The 14192-nt window shown below is 72.7% G+C and carries 11 protein-coding genes and 2 pseudogenes; all 13 read right to left on the bottom strand.

What is annotated here, in order from left to right:
• Positions 1-18: 18 nt before the first annotated feature.
• The 13 genes and pseudogenes from ACYVF7_RS43120 to ACYVF7_RS43180 all read right to left on the bottom strand — a co-directional run bounded on the left by ACYVF7_RS43120 (position 19) and on the right by ACYVF7_RS43180 (position 14143).
• Positions 19-759 carry an MBL fold metallo-hydrolase gene (locus tag ACYVF7_RS43120; protein ID WP_460351766.1) on the bottom strand — a complete coding sequence of 247 codons (741 nt, stop codon included), beginning with the start codon at positions 757-759 and terminating at the stop codon, positions 19-21.
• Positions 760-887: 128 nt separating this feature from the next.
• On the bottom strand, positions 888-2081 hold the full coding sequence (gene metK, locus ACYVF7_RS43125) for a methionine adenosyltransferase (RefSeq protein WP_460351767.1): 1194 nt from the start codon (positions 2079-2081) through the stop codon (positions 888-890).
• A gap of 123 nt (positions 2082-2204) precedes the next feature.
• Positions 2205-3388, bottom strand: a pseudogene (gene coaBC, locus ACYVF7_RS43130) (bifunctional phosphopantothenoylcysteine decarboxylase/phosphopantothenate--cysteine ligase CoaBC).
• 169 nt (positions 3389-3557) lie between these two features.
• Positions 3558-3824, bottom strand: a complete 267-nt coding sequence (gene rpoZ / locus ACYVF7_RS43135; protein WP_252782944.1) for a DNA-directed RNA polymerase subunit omega — start codon at positions 3822-3824, stop codon at positions 3558-3560.
• Positions 3825-3838: 14 nt separating this feature from the next.
• A complete protein-coding gene (gene gmk, locus ACYVF7_RS43140) occupies positions 3839-4423 on the bottom strand; it encodes a guanylate kinase (RefSeq protein WP_460358435.1) in 585 nt (194 codons plus the stop codon).
• Between the two features lie 58 nt (positions 4424-4481).
• Complete coding sequence (mihF, locus tag ACYVF7_RS43145) at positions 4482-4808, bottom strand: integration host factor, actinobacterial type (protein WP_252782942.1); 327 nt, start codon at positions 4806-4808, stop codon at positions 4482-4484.
• Positions 4809-5634: 826 nt separating this feature from the next.
• Complete coding sequence (gene pyrF, locus ACYVF7_RS43150; protein ID WP_460351768.1) at positions 5635-6333, bottom strand: orotidine-5'-phosphate decarboxylase; 699 nt, start codon at positions 6331-6333, stop codon at positions 5635-5637.
• A complete protein-coding gene (locus ACYVF7_RS43155; protein ID WP_460351769.1) occupies positions 6330-7346 on the bottom strand; it encodes a dihydroorotate dehydrogenase in 1017 nt (338 codons plus the stop codon). The genes pyrF and ACYVF7_RS43155 overlap by 4 nt, the downstream gene beginning before the upstream one ends.
• Entirely contained in the window at positions 7343-8221 is an 879-nt protein-coding gene (locus ACYVF7_RS43160) for an iron-sulfur cluster-binding protein (RefSeq protein ID WP_460351770.1), read from the bottom strand. The genes ACYVF7_RS43155 and ACYVF7_RS43160 overlap by 4 nt, the downstream gene beginning before the upstream one ends.
• Positions 8218-11557 (bottom strand): annotated as a pseudogene (carB, locus tag ACYVF7_RS43165) (carbamoyl-phosphate synthase large subunit). Before carB ends, ACYVF7_RS43160 begins: the two are co-directional and overlap by 4 nt.
• On the bottom strand, positions 11557-11754 hold the full coding sequence (locus tag ACYVF7_RS43170; RefSeq protein WP_360877898.1) for a hypothetical protein: 198 nt from the start codon (positions 11752-11754) through the stop codon (positions 11557-11559). The pseudogene carB and the gene ACYVF7_RS43170 overlap by 1 nt, the downstream one beginning before the upstream one ends.
• Positions 11751-12866 (bottom strand): glutamine-hydrolyzing carbamoyl-phosphate synthase small subunit, encoded by a 1116-nt coding sequence (gene carA / locus ACYVF7_RS43175; RefSeq protein WP_460358438.1) that lies wholly within the window; start codon positions 12864-12866, stop codon positions 11751-11753. The genes ACYVF7_RS43170 and carA overlap by 4 nt, the downstream gene beginning before the upstream one ends.
• On the bottom strand, positions 12863-14143 hold the full coding sequence (locus tag ACYVF7_RS43180) for a dihydroorotase (protein WP_460358441.1): 1281 nt from the start codon (positions 14141-14143) through the stop codon (positions 12863-12865). Before ACYVF7_RS43180 ends, carA begins: the two co-directional genes overlap by 4 nt.
• Between the last annotated feature and the right edge of the window lie 49 nt (positions 14144-14192).

Consider the following 14192-nt stretch of genomic DNA (forward strand, 5'->3'; position numbering starts at 1 on the left):
GCGAGGGCCACGGCCGTCTCAGAGACTCAGCCCGGCGTCCCTCGCGGCGACCGTCACCGGGCCCGCGAACTCCCGGCGAGCGGCGTCCCGGGCGGTCTCGGGCGGAGTGCCGGGCCACAGATGGGTGAGCATCAGGCGGGCGGCGCCCGCGTCGGCGGCCTGCCGCGCCGCCTGCCGGGCGCTGGTGAGGAACGCCGCGTCCTCCGGCGGTACGACCTCCGGATAGGTCGCGTCGGCGATCAGCAGGTCGGCGTCCCGGGCGAGTTCGACCACCTCCGGGCTCGGGCCGGTGTCGCCGGTGTAGGCCAGGACCTTGCCGCCGGCGGCCACCCGTACGCCCGCGTTGGGCACCCAGTGCGGGAGCAGCCGGGTGTCGACGGTGAACGGCCCGATGCTCAGGCGCTCCCCGGCAGCGAACTCCCGCAGCGCCAGCGCGTGGTCGAGCATCCCGGGACGGTCCAGCGCCAGCACCGCGTCCAGGGCGCCGGGCAGCGCGTACACCGGCAGGGCCGGGACCGGCTCCGCCGCCAGGCCGCGAGCCCGCAGGAGCGGGTTGAGGTCGGCGCAGTGGTCCGGGTGCCCGTGGCTGATGACCACCGCGTCGACCTGGTCGGCCGTGACGTGCCGGAACAGTTCGGGCACCGTCGCGTACCCGAGGTCCAGCAGCAGCCGATGCCCGTCGTGCTCCACCAGGAACCCACTGCACGCCGCTCCGGCGGTCGGCCACGCGCCGCACCCGCCCAGCACAGTTACCTTCATGGCGAGCAGCCTAGGGATGTCGTTCGTGGCGAGCGGCGTCCAGAGATCCCCCGGGCACCCTGGAAACGCGTCGCGGCCGCCCCGGAGTCATCCGGGACGGCCGCGATGTGAAGCAGCGTGCTTCCCGGTCAGAGCCCGGCGGCCGCCTGCAGGGCCTCGGCGCGGTCGGTCCGCTCCCACGAGAAGTCCGGCTCCTCGCGGCCGAAGTGACCGTAGGCGGCGGTCTGGGAGTAGATCGGGCGGAGCAGGTCGAGGTCGCGGATGATCGCGGCCGGACGGAGGTCGAACACCTGGAGCACGGCCTTCTGGATCTCCTCCACCGAGACCTTCTCGGTGCCGAAGGTCTCGATGAACAGGCCGACCGGGTGGGCCTTGCCGATGGCGTAGGCGACCTGCGCCTCGCAGCGGTCCGCGAGGCCCGCGGCGACGACGTTCTTGGCGACCCAGCGCATGGCGTACGCGGCGGAGCGGTCGACCTTGGACGGGTCCTTGCCGGAGAACGCGCCACCGCCGTGGCGGGCCATGCCGCCGTAGGTGTCAATGATGATCTTGCGTCCGGTGAGGCCCGCGTCGCCCATCGGGCCGCCGATCTCGAACCGGCCGGTCGGGTTGACGAGCAGGCGGTAGCCCTCGGTGTCGAGGTCGAGCTCGGCGACGACCGGGTCGACGACGTGCTCCTTGATGTCCGGGGTCAGCAGGTCGCTGAGGCTGATGTCCGGGGCGTGCTGGGAGGACACGACGACCGTGTCGAGCCGGACCGCGCGGTCGCCGTCGTACTCGATCGTGACCTGGGTCTTGCCGTCGGGGCGCAGGTAGGGGACCAGGCCGCTGTTGCGGACGGCGGACAGCCGCTGGGCGAGCCGGTGCGCGAGCGTGATCGGCAGCGGCATCAGCTCCGGCGTCTCGCGGCAGGCGTAGCCGAACATCAGGCCCTGGTCGCCGGCGCCCTGCCGGTCCAGCTCGTCCGAACCCTCGCCCTCGCGGGTCTCGTACGCGTCGTCGACGCCCTGCGCGATGTCGGGCGACTGCGCGCCGATGGAGACCGACACGCCGCAGGAGTGGCCGTCGAAGCCCTTGTTGGAGGAGTCGTAGCCGATCTCGAGGATCTTCTCCCGGATGACGCCGGGGATGTCCACGTACGTCTCGGTGGTCACCTCACCCGCGACGTGGACCTGCCCGGTGGTGATCAGCGTCTCGACGGCGACGCGGCTGCGCGCGTCGTCCTTCAGCATCGCGTCGAGAATCGCGTCACTGATCTGGTCTGCGATCTTGTCCGGGTGACCTTCCGTCACGGACTCGGAGGTGAACAGGCGACGTGACACGTGGGTGCACTCCTTGCAGCGGCTGCTGACTGACGTAGCAGAGCGGATCTCGTACGGGTATCGGACGCGCAGTCTATCCAGAGGCGATTAAGGCATGCTCAAGCCACGCTGGACCCGTGCTCTTTACTGTAGCCGCCCCGTCACCTGGTCCCATACGACGTCGGCAAGGTCTTCTTTAGACCCTCGAGGTACGTCGACGGAGGTGCCGTCGGCGGACAGGATCACGGCGGCGTTGTCGGGCGCGCCGAAGGTCAGGCGCTCGCCCACCTCGTTGACGACCAGCAGGTCACAGCCCTTGCGGGCGAGTTTCTCCCGCCCGTTGCGGAGCACGTCGTTCGTCTCGGCGGCGAACCCGACGATCACCTGGCGGGGGCGGCGGGCGGCGACGAGCTCGACGAGGATGTCGGGGTTCTTGACCAGGGCGATCGGCTCGGGTTCGTCGGCGTCCGTTTTCTTGATTTTCACGTCGTGGTAGCCGGCGGCCGGAAGTCGGCCACCGCGGCCGCCATGACGACGGCGTCGGCGTCGGCGGCCGCCTTGAGCACGGCGTCGCGCAGCTCGAGCGCCGAGTCGGCCCGTATGACGTCGGCGCCCGCCGGGTCCGGCAGCGCGACGTTCGCGGCGACGAGGGTGACCCGGGCGCCGCGCGCGAGCGCGGTCCGCGCGAGGGCGTAGCCCTGCAGGCCCGAGGAGCGGTTGCCGATGAACCGGACCGGGTCGATCGCCTCGCGGGTGCCGCCCGCCGAGACGACGACGTGGTGGCCGGTGAGGTCGGCGGGGACGCCGCCACGCGCCAGGACGAGGCGGGCGACGTCGAACAGGGCCTCGGGATCGGGCAGCCGCCCCTTGCCGGAGTCGGCGCCCGTCAGCCGGCCGACGGCCGGCTCGATCACGAGGCAGCCGCGCGAGCGCAGGGTCGCGACGTTGGCCTGCGTGGCGGGGTGCTCCCACATCTCGGTGTGCATCGCCGGCGCGAACACGACCGGGCAGCGCGCCGTCAGCAGAGTGTTGGTGAGCAGGTCGTCGGCGAGGCCGTGCGCGGCCCTGGCCAGCAGGTCGGCGGTGGCCGGTGCGACGAGGACGAGGTCGGCGCCCTGGCCGAGGCGGACGTGCGGCACCTCGGCGACGTCCGACCAGACCTCCGTGGCCACGGGCTGACCGGACAGCGCCGCCCATGTCGGCTCGCCGACGAAGCGCAGCGCGTCCCGCGTCGGGATCACCCGGACGTCGTGCCCGGACTCGGTCAGCCGCCGCAGCAGCTCGCAGACCTTGTACGCGGCGATGCCGCCGCCGACCCCGAGGATCACCCGGGGACGCCCGGCCGGGTCGGGCCCCGCACTCACCGGCAGGCCCTTCGGTCAGGCCCCGCGCTCACCGGCAGGCCCTTCCGCCGGGCATGCCACGACGCCGTACGGCCGTCGCGGCAGACGGCCGCCCATCAGGGCGCGACACGCCCCAGGGCCGCCGGAGGACAACTCAGGCGCCTTCGATGGCCTCGGAGTGCAGCAGGCCCTCGCGGACCTCGCGCAGCGCGATCGACAGCGGCTTCTCCTGGACCTGGGTCTCCACCAGGGGACCGACGTACTCCAGGAGGCCCTCGCCGAGCTGGGCGTAGTAGGCGTTGATCTGGCGGGCGCGCTTGGCCCCCATGATCACCAGGCTGTACTTGCTGTCGACGATCTTCAGCAGGTCGTCGATCGGCGGGTTCGTGATGCCTTCGGCACCAGGGGCATTCGATGCCACTCCTGCGCCTTCCGCTAGTCGGAGTTCGGTGGTTGTGCAGCCAGCAAGGCTACCAGCTCCGAACAGACGTCCTGGACCGACGTGTTGACCAGTGTGACGTCGAACTCCTTCTCGGCCGCCAGCTCCGTACGGGCGGCGTCGAGGCGGCGCTCGATCACGTCGGGCGGCTCGGTGCCACGGCCGATCAGGCGGCGGACGAGCTCGTCCCACGACGGCGGCGCGAGGAAGACGAACAGCGCCTCCGGCATGGCCGCGTGGACCTGCCGGGCGCCCTGCAGGTCGATCTCGAGCAGGACCGGCACGCCGGCTTCGAGGTGCTCCAGCACCGCGCGGCGCGGCGTGCCGTACCGATTGCCCGCGAACTCGGCCCACTCCAGCAGCTCCCCCTCGGCGACGAGCCGATCGAACTCGGCGCCGTCGACGAAGAAGTAGTGCACACCGTGGACCTCGCCAGGACGAGGCAAACGGGTTGTCACCGAGACCGACAGCCACACCTCCGGGTGGGCTCGCCGGATCTCGGCGACGACCGTGCTCTTGCCGACGCCGGACGGCCCGGAGAGGACCGTCAGGCGCCTGGACGGGATGGAGCCGCCCGCCATGGGGGTGGCGGAAGCGGCCGCGGCGGTGTGCCCGCCGCGCCCGCCCGTGGCGAGTCGGTCAGCGATTTCCACCGCCGCCGAACTCACGCTCGAGAGCGGCGCGCTGGTTGGCACCGAGACCCCGCACACGGCGGGACTCGGCGATACCGAGCCGCTCCATGATCTGCTTGGCGCGGACCTTGCCGACACCAGGCAGTGACTCCAGCAGAGCCGACACCTTCATCTTGCCGATGACGTCGTCGGCCTGCCCATCCTTCAGAACCTCAGCGAGGGAGGTACCCCCGTGCTTGAGCCGGTCCTTGACCTCGGCACGCTCTTTGCGAGCCTTTGCAGCCTTTTCCAGGGCTGCGGCGCGCTGTTCAGGGGTTAGGGGCGGAAGCGCCACGCCGGGTCACCTCGTGTTTCCACTCGATTGAGTCGGACGGCTTGGGAACCTAGCGAGTTCAGGGCCCATAAAGCAACGTGAAAGCCCGTATAGCCCGTCATTAAGTTGCAGATGTTACTCTATGGGGTTCCCCGGTCACTCACTGTATTGAAAGTAGGGGGTTCTTACACCCCGAACCGTACGACGGCCTGGCTTTTCTTGCGAGGGGAAAACAGGCCAGTCAAGCGGCTCCCAACGCGACCCTGTCGGTCCGGCGATAGCGCGTGCGGACGGAGTGATCCGCCGGCGTCCCCCCGCCGGACACGAGACGAGTGAGTGACACACCTCACGGGTGGGTGCGGCCGGCGGGGTTCGGCGCGGGAGCCCGCTGAGGCGCGTCGGTCGCCTGTCCGGTGCGGCGGCGCACAGGCATACGGGGGCCGCGTAGGGCGTGCTGCCCGCCCGCGCGGTGCGGCAACGGGGTCTGCGGCCCGCAGGAGCCGCTTCAGGCGCGACGGACGACCTGTCCGACGGGACGGCGGTGCGCGGGCCCGCAGGAGCCGCTTCAGGCGCGACGGACGACCTGTCCGACGGGACGGCAGTGTGCGGGCCCGTGAGAGCCGCGTGAGGGACGTCGGTCGCTGTTCCACACGGCGGTCGTTCCGGCGTGCGGGAGCGTCTGAGCCGTCTCGGGTGCCTGGGCGATGCGGCGGTGGCGCGCCGGTGTGTGGGAGGCCCGTGGGGCGCGTCGCTCGCTCGCGGGGTGCGGCGGTGGGGTACCGACGCGCTCCCTGCGGCTCCCACACCCCGGTACGCGCCGCCGCATGGATCGGGCGGGCGTTGCGCCTCAGACGGCTCCCGTGCGCCGGAGGGCCGCCGCGATGCCCGCCGCCGCGGCGCCCGGGTCCGGCGCGCCGGTGATGGGCCGGCCGATCACGAGGAGGTCGGCTCCGGCGGCGAGGGCCTCCTCGGGCGTGGCGACGCGCGCCTGGTCCTGGGTGGCCGTGCCGGGCGGTCGTACGCCCGGTGTGATGAGCGTGATGCCGGGGCCGACCTCCGCGCGCACGTCCGCGACCTCGCGGGGCGAGCACACCAGCGCCTGGGCCCCGGCGTCGACCGCGAGAGCGGCCATACGGCGCACGACGTCCGACGCTGGACCCGTGAGTCCGACCCCGGCCAGATCGGCCTCCGACAGGGACGTGAGGACCGTTACAGCGGCGATCTTGGTCTGCGGGGCCGCCTCGACGGCCGCGCGGATCATGGCGGAGCCGCCGCCGGCGTGCACGGTGAGGTACGCGGGCTTCAGCCGGGCCACCGCGTGCGCGGCGCCCGCGACGGTCGCCGGGATGTCGTGCAGCTTCAGGTCGAGGAAGACCTGCACTCCGCTCGCCCCGCGGACGCTGGCGACGACGTCCGGGCCGTACCGCAGGTACAGCTCCAGGCCGACCTTGACCGTGCTGACATGTGGGGTCACCAGCGCGGCCCAGCGCGCGGCGGTCTCGAGGTCCGCCGCGTCGAGCGCGACGGCGATGGGAGCGGTGTTCACTGGGTGGTCTCCTGTTCGGTCGGCTCGGTCGCGCCCCCACCGGCGCCCGCCAGGCCGACGTTGGGGTCGATGCGGCGGAAGAGGCTCCCGGCCGGCTTGTGGGCGAGCCCCACGACGTCGGCGAGCCGGTCGATGCCGCGCTCCTTCAGCGCCGCGTCGAGCTCGCGCAGGACGCGTACGCAGGCGGACGGGTCGTGCAGGGTCGCCGTGCCCACCGCGACGGCCGAGGCGCCCGCGAGGACGAACTCCAGGGCGTCCAGGCCGGTCCGTATCCCGCCCATCCCGACGATGGGCACTTCGGGCAGTGCCGCGTGCACCTGGTAGACGCAACGGACCGCCACGGGGCGGATCGCCGGTCCGGACAGCTCCCCGGTGACCCCGGCGAGCCGCGGGCGGAGCGTGTCGGTGTCGATGGCCATGCCGTGCAGCGTGTTGATCATCGAGAGGCCGTCCGCGCCGGCGTCCGCGCAGGCCATGGCCACGCCGACGATGTCGGTGACGTCCGCGGACAGCTTGGCGAGCACGGGGAGGCGGCGCGGCGCGCTCGCCCGTACCGCGCGCACCAGGCGGGCGGCGGCCGTCGGGTGGGCCGCGAACATCGACCCGCGGTCCTCGACGTTGGGGCAGGAGGTGTTGATCTCGATCGCCGCGACGCCGGGGGCGTCGCCGAGCAGGCGGGCGACCTCGGCGTACTCGCCGACGCTGCCGCCCGCGATCGAGACGACCACGCGTGCGTCCCGCTCGGCGAGCCAGGGCAGGTCGCGGGTCAGGAAGGCCTCGATCCCCGGGCCCTGCAGCCCGGCGGCGTTGAGGACGCCGCTGGGGGTCTCGGTGAGCCGGGGCGCGGGGCGCCCGGCGCGCGGGCTGGGCGTGATGGACGGCGTCACCAGGGCGCCGAGCCGGCCGACGTCGAAGAAGCGGCCGAGTTCGCGGCCGGTGCCTCCGCAGCCCGCCGCGGTCATCACGGGGTTCGGCAGCGTGACGTCGCCGATCCGGGTCTCCAGATCGATCATGAGAGGGATCCGGGGAGCACCGAGCGGGGGGCGCCGTAGGCGTCGAACGGGATCGTGCCGAGGTCGTCCCAGCGCACCCGCTCGCCGCGGAACACCGGGCCCTCGACGCACGAGCGCGCCATCTGGGTGACGCCCTCGTCGTCGATCACGGGGAGCGCGCAGGCCATGCAGACGCCCGTGCCGCAGGACATCGGCTCCTCGACCGCCACCTGGGCGGGCAGGTCGTACTTCGCGGCGGTCCGGGTGACGGCGCGGAGGGTCTCCGTCGGCCCGCAGGCGTACACGACGTCGGCGGCGACCTCCTCGACGACGGCGGCCACCAGGTCCTCGGGCCGGCCCTGCTGCCCGAGCGAGCCGTCCTCGGTGGTGACGGAGGTGGAGTCGGCGGCGCGGCGGGCCGCGCGCGTGCCGTACACGTGCTCGGAGTCGGCGCCGCCGAGCACGAAGTGGATGGCGCAGTCGCGCTGGCGCAGCACGGCCGCGAGGGGGAACAGCGCCGCCCCGGAGTGCCCCTCGCCGACGAGGACGCAGCGCACGGGGTGGCGCGGCAGCGGGAAGGGGCGGCCGAGGGGGCCGGCGAGGTCGAGGATGTCGCGTGGGCGCAGCGCCGCCAGCCACCGGGTGCCGGCGCCGCGCACCGCCAAGACGATCTCGACGGTGCCGCCGTAGTCGGGTTTGACCTCACGGACGAAGAAACATCGCCGCGTCAGCATGCTCGACTCGTCGCCGCCGACGGCCAGGGAGACGAACTGGCCCGGCCGGAAGCGCTCGGCGACGCCCGGGGCCACCAGCGTGATCGCGTGGTAGGCCCCGGTCCGCCGTATCGTCAGGACCGTTCCGGGCACCTGGACCGGTGCGACCGGTGAGTCGGTCAACTGTCCTCCTTGTCACCCCAGAGGTGCTCCGCGTGCTCCTGCAGCGACCGAACGCCGACGACGCCGGCGGCGATGGCCTCGATGCCCTGGACCGCCGCGCCGAGCGCCTGGACGGTGGTGAGACAGGGCACGCCGCACAGGACGGCGGCGGTGCGGATCTCGTATCCGTCGAGCCGCGGCCCGGACTGTCCGGGGCTGCCGAACGGGGTGTTCACGATGAGGTCGACCTCGCCGTCGAGAATGCGCCGCACGATCGTCGGCTCGCCATCCGGCCCGGGGCCGGCGCTGTGCTTACGCACGATCTTGGCACGCACGCCGTTACGGCGCAGGACTTCCGCCGTCCCCTCGGTGGCCAGGATCTCGAAGCCGAGGTCGGCCAGCCGCTTCACCGGGAAGATCATCGCTCGCTTGTCCCGGTTCGCCACGGAGACGAACGCGCGGCCCTTGGTCGGCAGCGAGGCGTACACCGCGATCTGCGACTTGGCGTACGCCGTGCCGAAGACCGCGTCGATGCCCATGACCTCGCCGGTGGAGCGCATCTCCGGGCCGAGGATGGTGTCGACGCCGACGCCCTCCGGCGTGCGGAACCGGTCGAAGGGCAGCACCGCCTCCTTGACCGAGATCGGCGCGTCGAGCGGGAGGTCCCCGCCGTCGCCGGTCGCGGGCAGGATGCCCTCGGCGCGCAGCTTGGCGACGCTCTCGCCCATCATCACGCGGGCCGCCGCCTTGGCCAGCGGCACGGCCGTGGCCTTGGACACGAACGGCACCGTACGGGACGCGCGCGGGTTGGCCTCCAGGACGTACAGGACGCCCGCCGCGAGGGCGTACTGGACGTTCATGAGGCCGCGCACGCCGATCTCCCGGGCGAGCGCCTCGGTGGAGGCGCGGATGCGGCCGATGTCCTCGTGCCCGAGGGTGATCGGCGGCAGCGCGCACGCCGAGTCGCCGGAGTGGATGCCGGCCTCCTCGATGTGCTCCATGACGCCGCCGAGGTACAGGTCCTCGCCGTCGTACAGCGCGTCGACGTCGATCTCGATGGCGTCGTCGAGGAACCGGTCGACGAGCACCGGGTGCTCGGGGTTCCACTGCCCGCCGCCGGCGCGCTCGATGTACGACTTCAGGGTGTCCTCGTCGTAGACGATCTCCATGCCGCGCCCGCCGAGGACGTACGACGGCCGGACGAGCACCGGGTAGCCGATCTCGGCCGCGATCGCGGCCGCCTCCTCGTAGGTGGTGGCGGTGCCGTGCTTGGGCGCCGGCAGCCCGGCGCGGGCCAGGACCTGCCCGAACGCGCCCCGCTCCTCGGCGAGGTGGATGCTCTCCGGCGACGTGCCGACGACCGGCACGCCGGCGTCCTTGAGCTTCTGCGCGAGCCCGAGCGGCGTCTGCCCGCCGAGCTGCACGATGACCCCGGCGACCTCGCCGGTCTCCTGCTCGGCGTGCACGACCTCCAGGACGTCCTCGAGGGTGAGCGGCTCGAAGTAGAGCCGGCCGGAGGTGTCGTAGTCGGTCGAGACGGTCTCGGGGTTGCAGTTGACCATGACGGTCTCGTAGCCGGCGTCGGCCAGCGTGAACGAGGCGTGCACGCAGCTGTAGTCGAACTCGATGCCCTGCCCGATGCGGTTCGGCCCGCTGCCGAGGATGATCACCTTGGGCTTGTCGCCCGGCGGCACCTCGGTCTCCTCGTCGTAGGTCGAGTACAGGTACGGCGTGCGGGCCTCGAACTCGGCGGCGCAGGTGTCGACGGTCAGGTAGACGGGCCGGATGCCGAGGGCGTGCCGCAGCTCGCGGACGACCTCGGCGGAGGTGCCGCGGATCTCGGCGATCTGCTCGTCGGAGAAGCCGTGCCGCTTCGCCTCGCGCAGTGCCTCCGGGTCGAGCTGGTCGCCCGCCACGGCGGCGGCGACCTCGTCGAGGGAGGCGATCTGGTCGAGGAACCACGGGTCGATCCGCGTCGCCTCGTACAGCTCCTCGACGGTCGCGCCCGCCCGCAGGGCCTGCTGGACGTCGCGCAGCCGCCCGTCGCGCGGCCGGCGGGGCCCGCTCGATGAGCTCGGCCTTCTGCGCGGCCCGCTCGCCCTCCGTGAGCGCCTCGGGGCCCGGAGCCCAGGAGAAGGAGCCTCCGGCCTTCTCCAGGGATCTGAGGGCCTTCTGCAGCGCTTCGGGGAAGGACCGGCCGATGGCCATGGCCTCGCCGACGGACTTCATGTGGGTCGTCAGCGTCTTGTCGGCCGCCGGGAACTTCTCGAACGCGAACCTCGGCGCCTTCACCACGACGTAGTCGAGGCTCGGTTCGAAGCTCGCGGGCGTCTCCTCGGTGATGTCGTTGCGGATCTCGTCGAGGGTGTAGCCGACGGCGAGCCGGGCGGCGATCTTGGCAATCGGGAAGCCGGTCGCCTTGGACGCCAGCGCGCTGGAACGTGACACGCGCGGGTTCATCTCGATGACGATCATCCGGCCGGTGGCCGGATCGATCGCGAACTGGATGTTGCACCCGCCGGTGTCGACGCCGACGGCGCGGATGACGTCGATGGCGACGTCCCGCATCCGCTGGTACTCCCGGTCGGTGAGCGTCATGGCCGGCGCGACGGTGATCGAGTCGCCGGTGTGCACGCCCATCGGGTCGACGTTCTCGATGGAGCAGACGACCACGACGTTGTCGTGCCGGTCGCGCATCAGCTCCAGCTCGAACTCCTTCCAGCCGAGGATCGACTCCTCCAGGAGCACCTCGCTGGTCGGGCTCGCGGCCAGGCCCGCGCCGGCGATGCGGTGCAGGTCGGCCTCGTCGTAGGCCATGCCGGACCCGGCGCCGCCCATCGTGAACGACGGGCGGACCACCATCGGGTAGCCGAGGGTCTCGGCGGCGGCCAGGCAGTCGTCCATCGAGTGGCAGATCACGCTGCGCGCGGACTCGGCGCCGATGTCGGCGACGATCCGCTTGAACCGCTCGCGGTTCTCCCCCGCCTGGATGGCGTCGACCTTGGCGCCGATCAGCTCGACGCCGTACCGCTCCAGGACGCCGGACTCGTGCAGGGCCACGGCGGTGTTGAGCGCGGTCTGCCCACCGAGGGTGGGCAGCAGCGCGTCGGGGCGCTCCTTGGCGATGACCTTCTCGACGGTCTCCGGGGTGATCGGCTCGACGTACGTCGCGTCGGCGATCTCCGGGTCGGTCATGATCGTCGCGGGGTTGCTGTTGACGAGGGCCACGCGCAGGCCCTCCGCCTTGAGGACACGGCACGCCTGCGTGCCGGAGTAGTCGAACTCGGCGGCCTGGCCGATGACGATCGGGCCCGAGCCGATGACGAGGACGGATTTCAGGTCGGTACGGCGCGGCATCAGGTTCCCTGTCCGGACGCGACCACGAGGGCCACGAGGGCCAATGCGGTCAAGACGGCTGCGGCGGCGGTGAGGATGAGGGCGAGCGGAGACGGCGGACGGGCCCGTACGACGGCGTCGTTCGGATCGACGGGCACGTGCCCGTGCGACGCGGAATCCGAGGCGTGGTCGGCCTCGTGGCCGGAGACGTCACTCATTTTGTTTCCATCAACTCGCAGAACCGGTCGAACAGGCCGGTGGCGTCGTGCGGGCCCGGAGCGGCCTCCGGGTGGTACTGGACGCTGAACGCCGGCCGGTCGAGCAGCCGCAGCCCCTCGACGACGCCGTCGTTGAGGTCGACGTGGCTGACCTCGGCGCGGCCGTACGGCGTGTCGAACGGGCCGTCCAGGGGCGCCTCGACCGCGAAGCCGTGGTTGTGGCTGGTGATGTGCACCCGCCCGTTGGCACGGTCCTGCACCGGCTGGTTGACGCCCCGGTGGCCGAAGCGCAGCTTGTACGTGCCGAGGCCGAGCGCCCGGCCCAGCATCTGGTTGCCGAGGCAGATGCCGAACACCGGCGTGCCGGAGTCCAGCACGCCGCGCATCGACTCGACGGCGTAGCCGCAGGCGGCCGGGTCGCCCGGCCCGTTGCTGTAGAACACGCCGTCGGCCCCGACCGCGAGGATCTCCTCGGCGGTCGCGGTCGCGGGCAGCACGTGCACCTCGCAGCCGCGCTCGGCCATGCGCCGCGGGGTCATCGCCTTGATGCCGAGGTCGATCGCGGCCACCCGGAAGCGCACGTCCCCCTCGGGGCGCACGACGTACGGCTCGGGCGTGGACACCACGCGGGCCAGGTCGGCGCCGATCATGTCCGGGCTGGCCAGCACGCGCTCCAGCAGCGCCTCGGGGTCGGTCTCGGCCGTGCTGACCCCGGCCCGCATGGCGCCCTTGTCGCGCAGGTGGCGGGTGAGCGCCCGCGTGCCGTTGATCGCGATGCCGACGACGCCGTACTCGCGAAGCTCGTCGTCGAGCGAGCGGCGCGCCCGCCAGTTGGAGACGATCCGGGACGGCTCGCGGACGACGTACCCGGCGACCTGGACGCGGCCGGACTCCGGGTCCTCGTCGTTGACGCCGGTGTTGCCGATGTGCGGCGCGGTCATCGTGACGATCTGCTGGCGGTACGACGGGTCGGTCAGCGTCTCCTGGTAGCCCGTCATGCCGGTGTTGAAGACGATCTCCCCGAACGCCTCGCCCTCGGCGCCGTACGCGGTGCCGTGGAACGTCCGGCCGTCCTCCAGGACGAGCAGCGCGGGCTTGGTCGCGGAACTCAAATGACCTTTCCTTCCAGGACGGTGGGACGGCCGCGCAGGAACGTCGCGCGCACCCGGCCCGGCAGCGTGAGCCCGGCGAACGGGGTGTTGCGGCTCTTCGAGGCGAAGGCCGCCGGGTCGACGGCCGTGCGGGGGGCCGGGTCGTACAGCGTCACGTTGCCCGGGGCGCCGACCTCGATCGGCTGGCCCTGGCCGGTGATGCGGCCGATGCGCGCCGGCCGTACCGACATGCGGTCGGCGACGCCGGCCCAGTCGAGCAGGCCGGTCTCGACCATGGCCTCGTGGACGACGGACAGGGCCGTCTCCAGCCCGATCATGCCCATCGCGGCCGGCGCCCACTCGGTCTCCTTGGCCTCGGCCGGGTGCGGGGCGTGGTCGGTGGCGACGCAGTCGATCGTGCCGTCGGCGAGGGCCTCGCGCAGCGCCTCGACGTCGGCCTTGGTGCGCAGCGGCGGGTTCACCTTGTAGACCGGGTCGTACGTCTCGGCGAGTTCGTCGGTCAGCAGCAGATGGTGCGGCGTGACCTCGGCCGTCACCTGCCAGCCCTTGCTCTTCGCCCACCGCAGGATCTCCACCGAACCGGCGGTCGAGACGTGGCAGACGTGCAGGCGGGAGCCGACGTGCGCGGCGAGCAGACAGTCGCGGGCGATGATCGCCTCTTCGGCGACGGCGGGCCAGCCGGCCAGGCCGAGCCGCCCGGAGACCTCGCCCTCGTTCATCTGCGCGTGCTCGGTGAGCCGCGGCTCCTGCGCGTGCTGGGCGACGACGCCGTCGAAGGCCTTGACGTACTCCAGCGCGCGGCGCATCAGCACCGCGTCGGACACGCAGTGGCCGTCGTCGGAGAACACCCGGACCCGCGCGGCCGAGTCGGCCATCGCGCCGAGCTCGGCGAGGCGCTCGCCCTCCAGGCCGCGCGTGACCGCGCCGACCGGGTGGACGTCGCAGTGCCCGGCCTCCCGGCCGAGGCGCCACACCTGCTCGACGACGCCGGCCGTGTCGGCGACGGGCTCGGTGTTGGCCATCGCGTGGACCGCGGTGTAGCCGCCCGCCGCGGCGGCGCGGGTGCCGGTCTCGACCGTCTCGGCGTCCTCCCGGCCCGGCTCGCGCAGGTGGGTGTGCAGGTCGACCAGGCCCGGCAGCGCGATCAGGCCGCCGGCCTCGACGACGGTCGCCTCCGGCGCGGTCACGCCCGCGCCGATCTCGGCGACGACGCCGTCGCGGAGCAGGATGTCGGCGGGCGCCCCGCCGAGGATCCCCGCGCCCTTGATGAGGAACATCACGCCTCTTCCCTTCTCGATGCGTCGCCGGTGCGTGCCCCGTCGCCGT

The sequence above is a fragment of the Actinoallomurus acanthiterrae genome (assembly GCF_054775715.1).

Bases quoted from the DNA above. Each gene is read 5' to 3' on its own strand.
- ACYVF7_RS43120 (WP_460351766.1), bottom strand. From the start codon at position 759: ATGAAGGTAACTGTGCTGGGCGGGTGCGGCGCGTGGCCGACCGCCGGA.
- gmk (WP_460358435.1), bottom strand. From the start codon at position 4,423: ATGGCGGGCGGCTCCATCCCGTCCAGGCGCCTGACGGTCCTCTCCGGG.
- ACYVF7_RS43155 (WP_460351769.1), bottom strand. From the start codon at position 7,346: ATGATCGATCTGGAGACCCGGATCGGCGACGTCACGCTGCCGAACCCC.
- ACYVF7_RS43170 (WP_360877898.1), bottom strand. From the start codon at position 11,754: ATGAGTGACGTCTCCGGCCACGAGGCCGACCACGCCTCGGATTCCGCG.
- ACYVF7_RS43180 (WP_460358441.1), bottom strand. From the start codon at position 14,143: ATGTTCCTCATCAAGGGCGCGGGGATCCTCGGCGGGGCGCCCGCCGAC.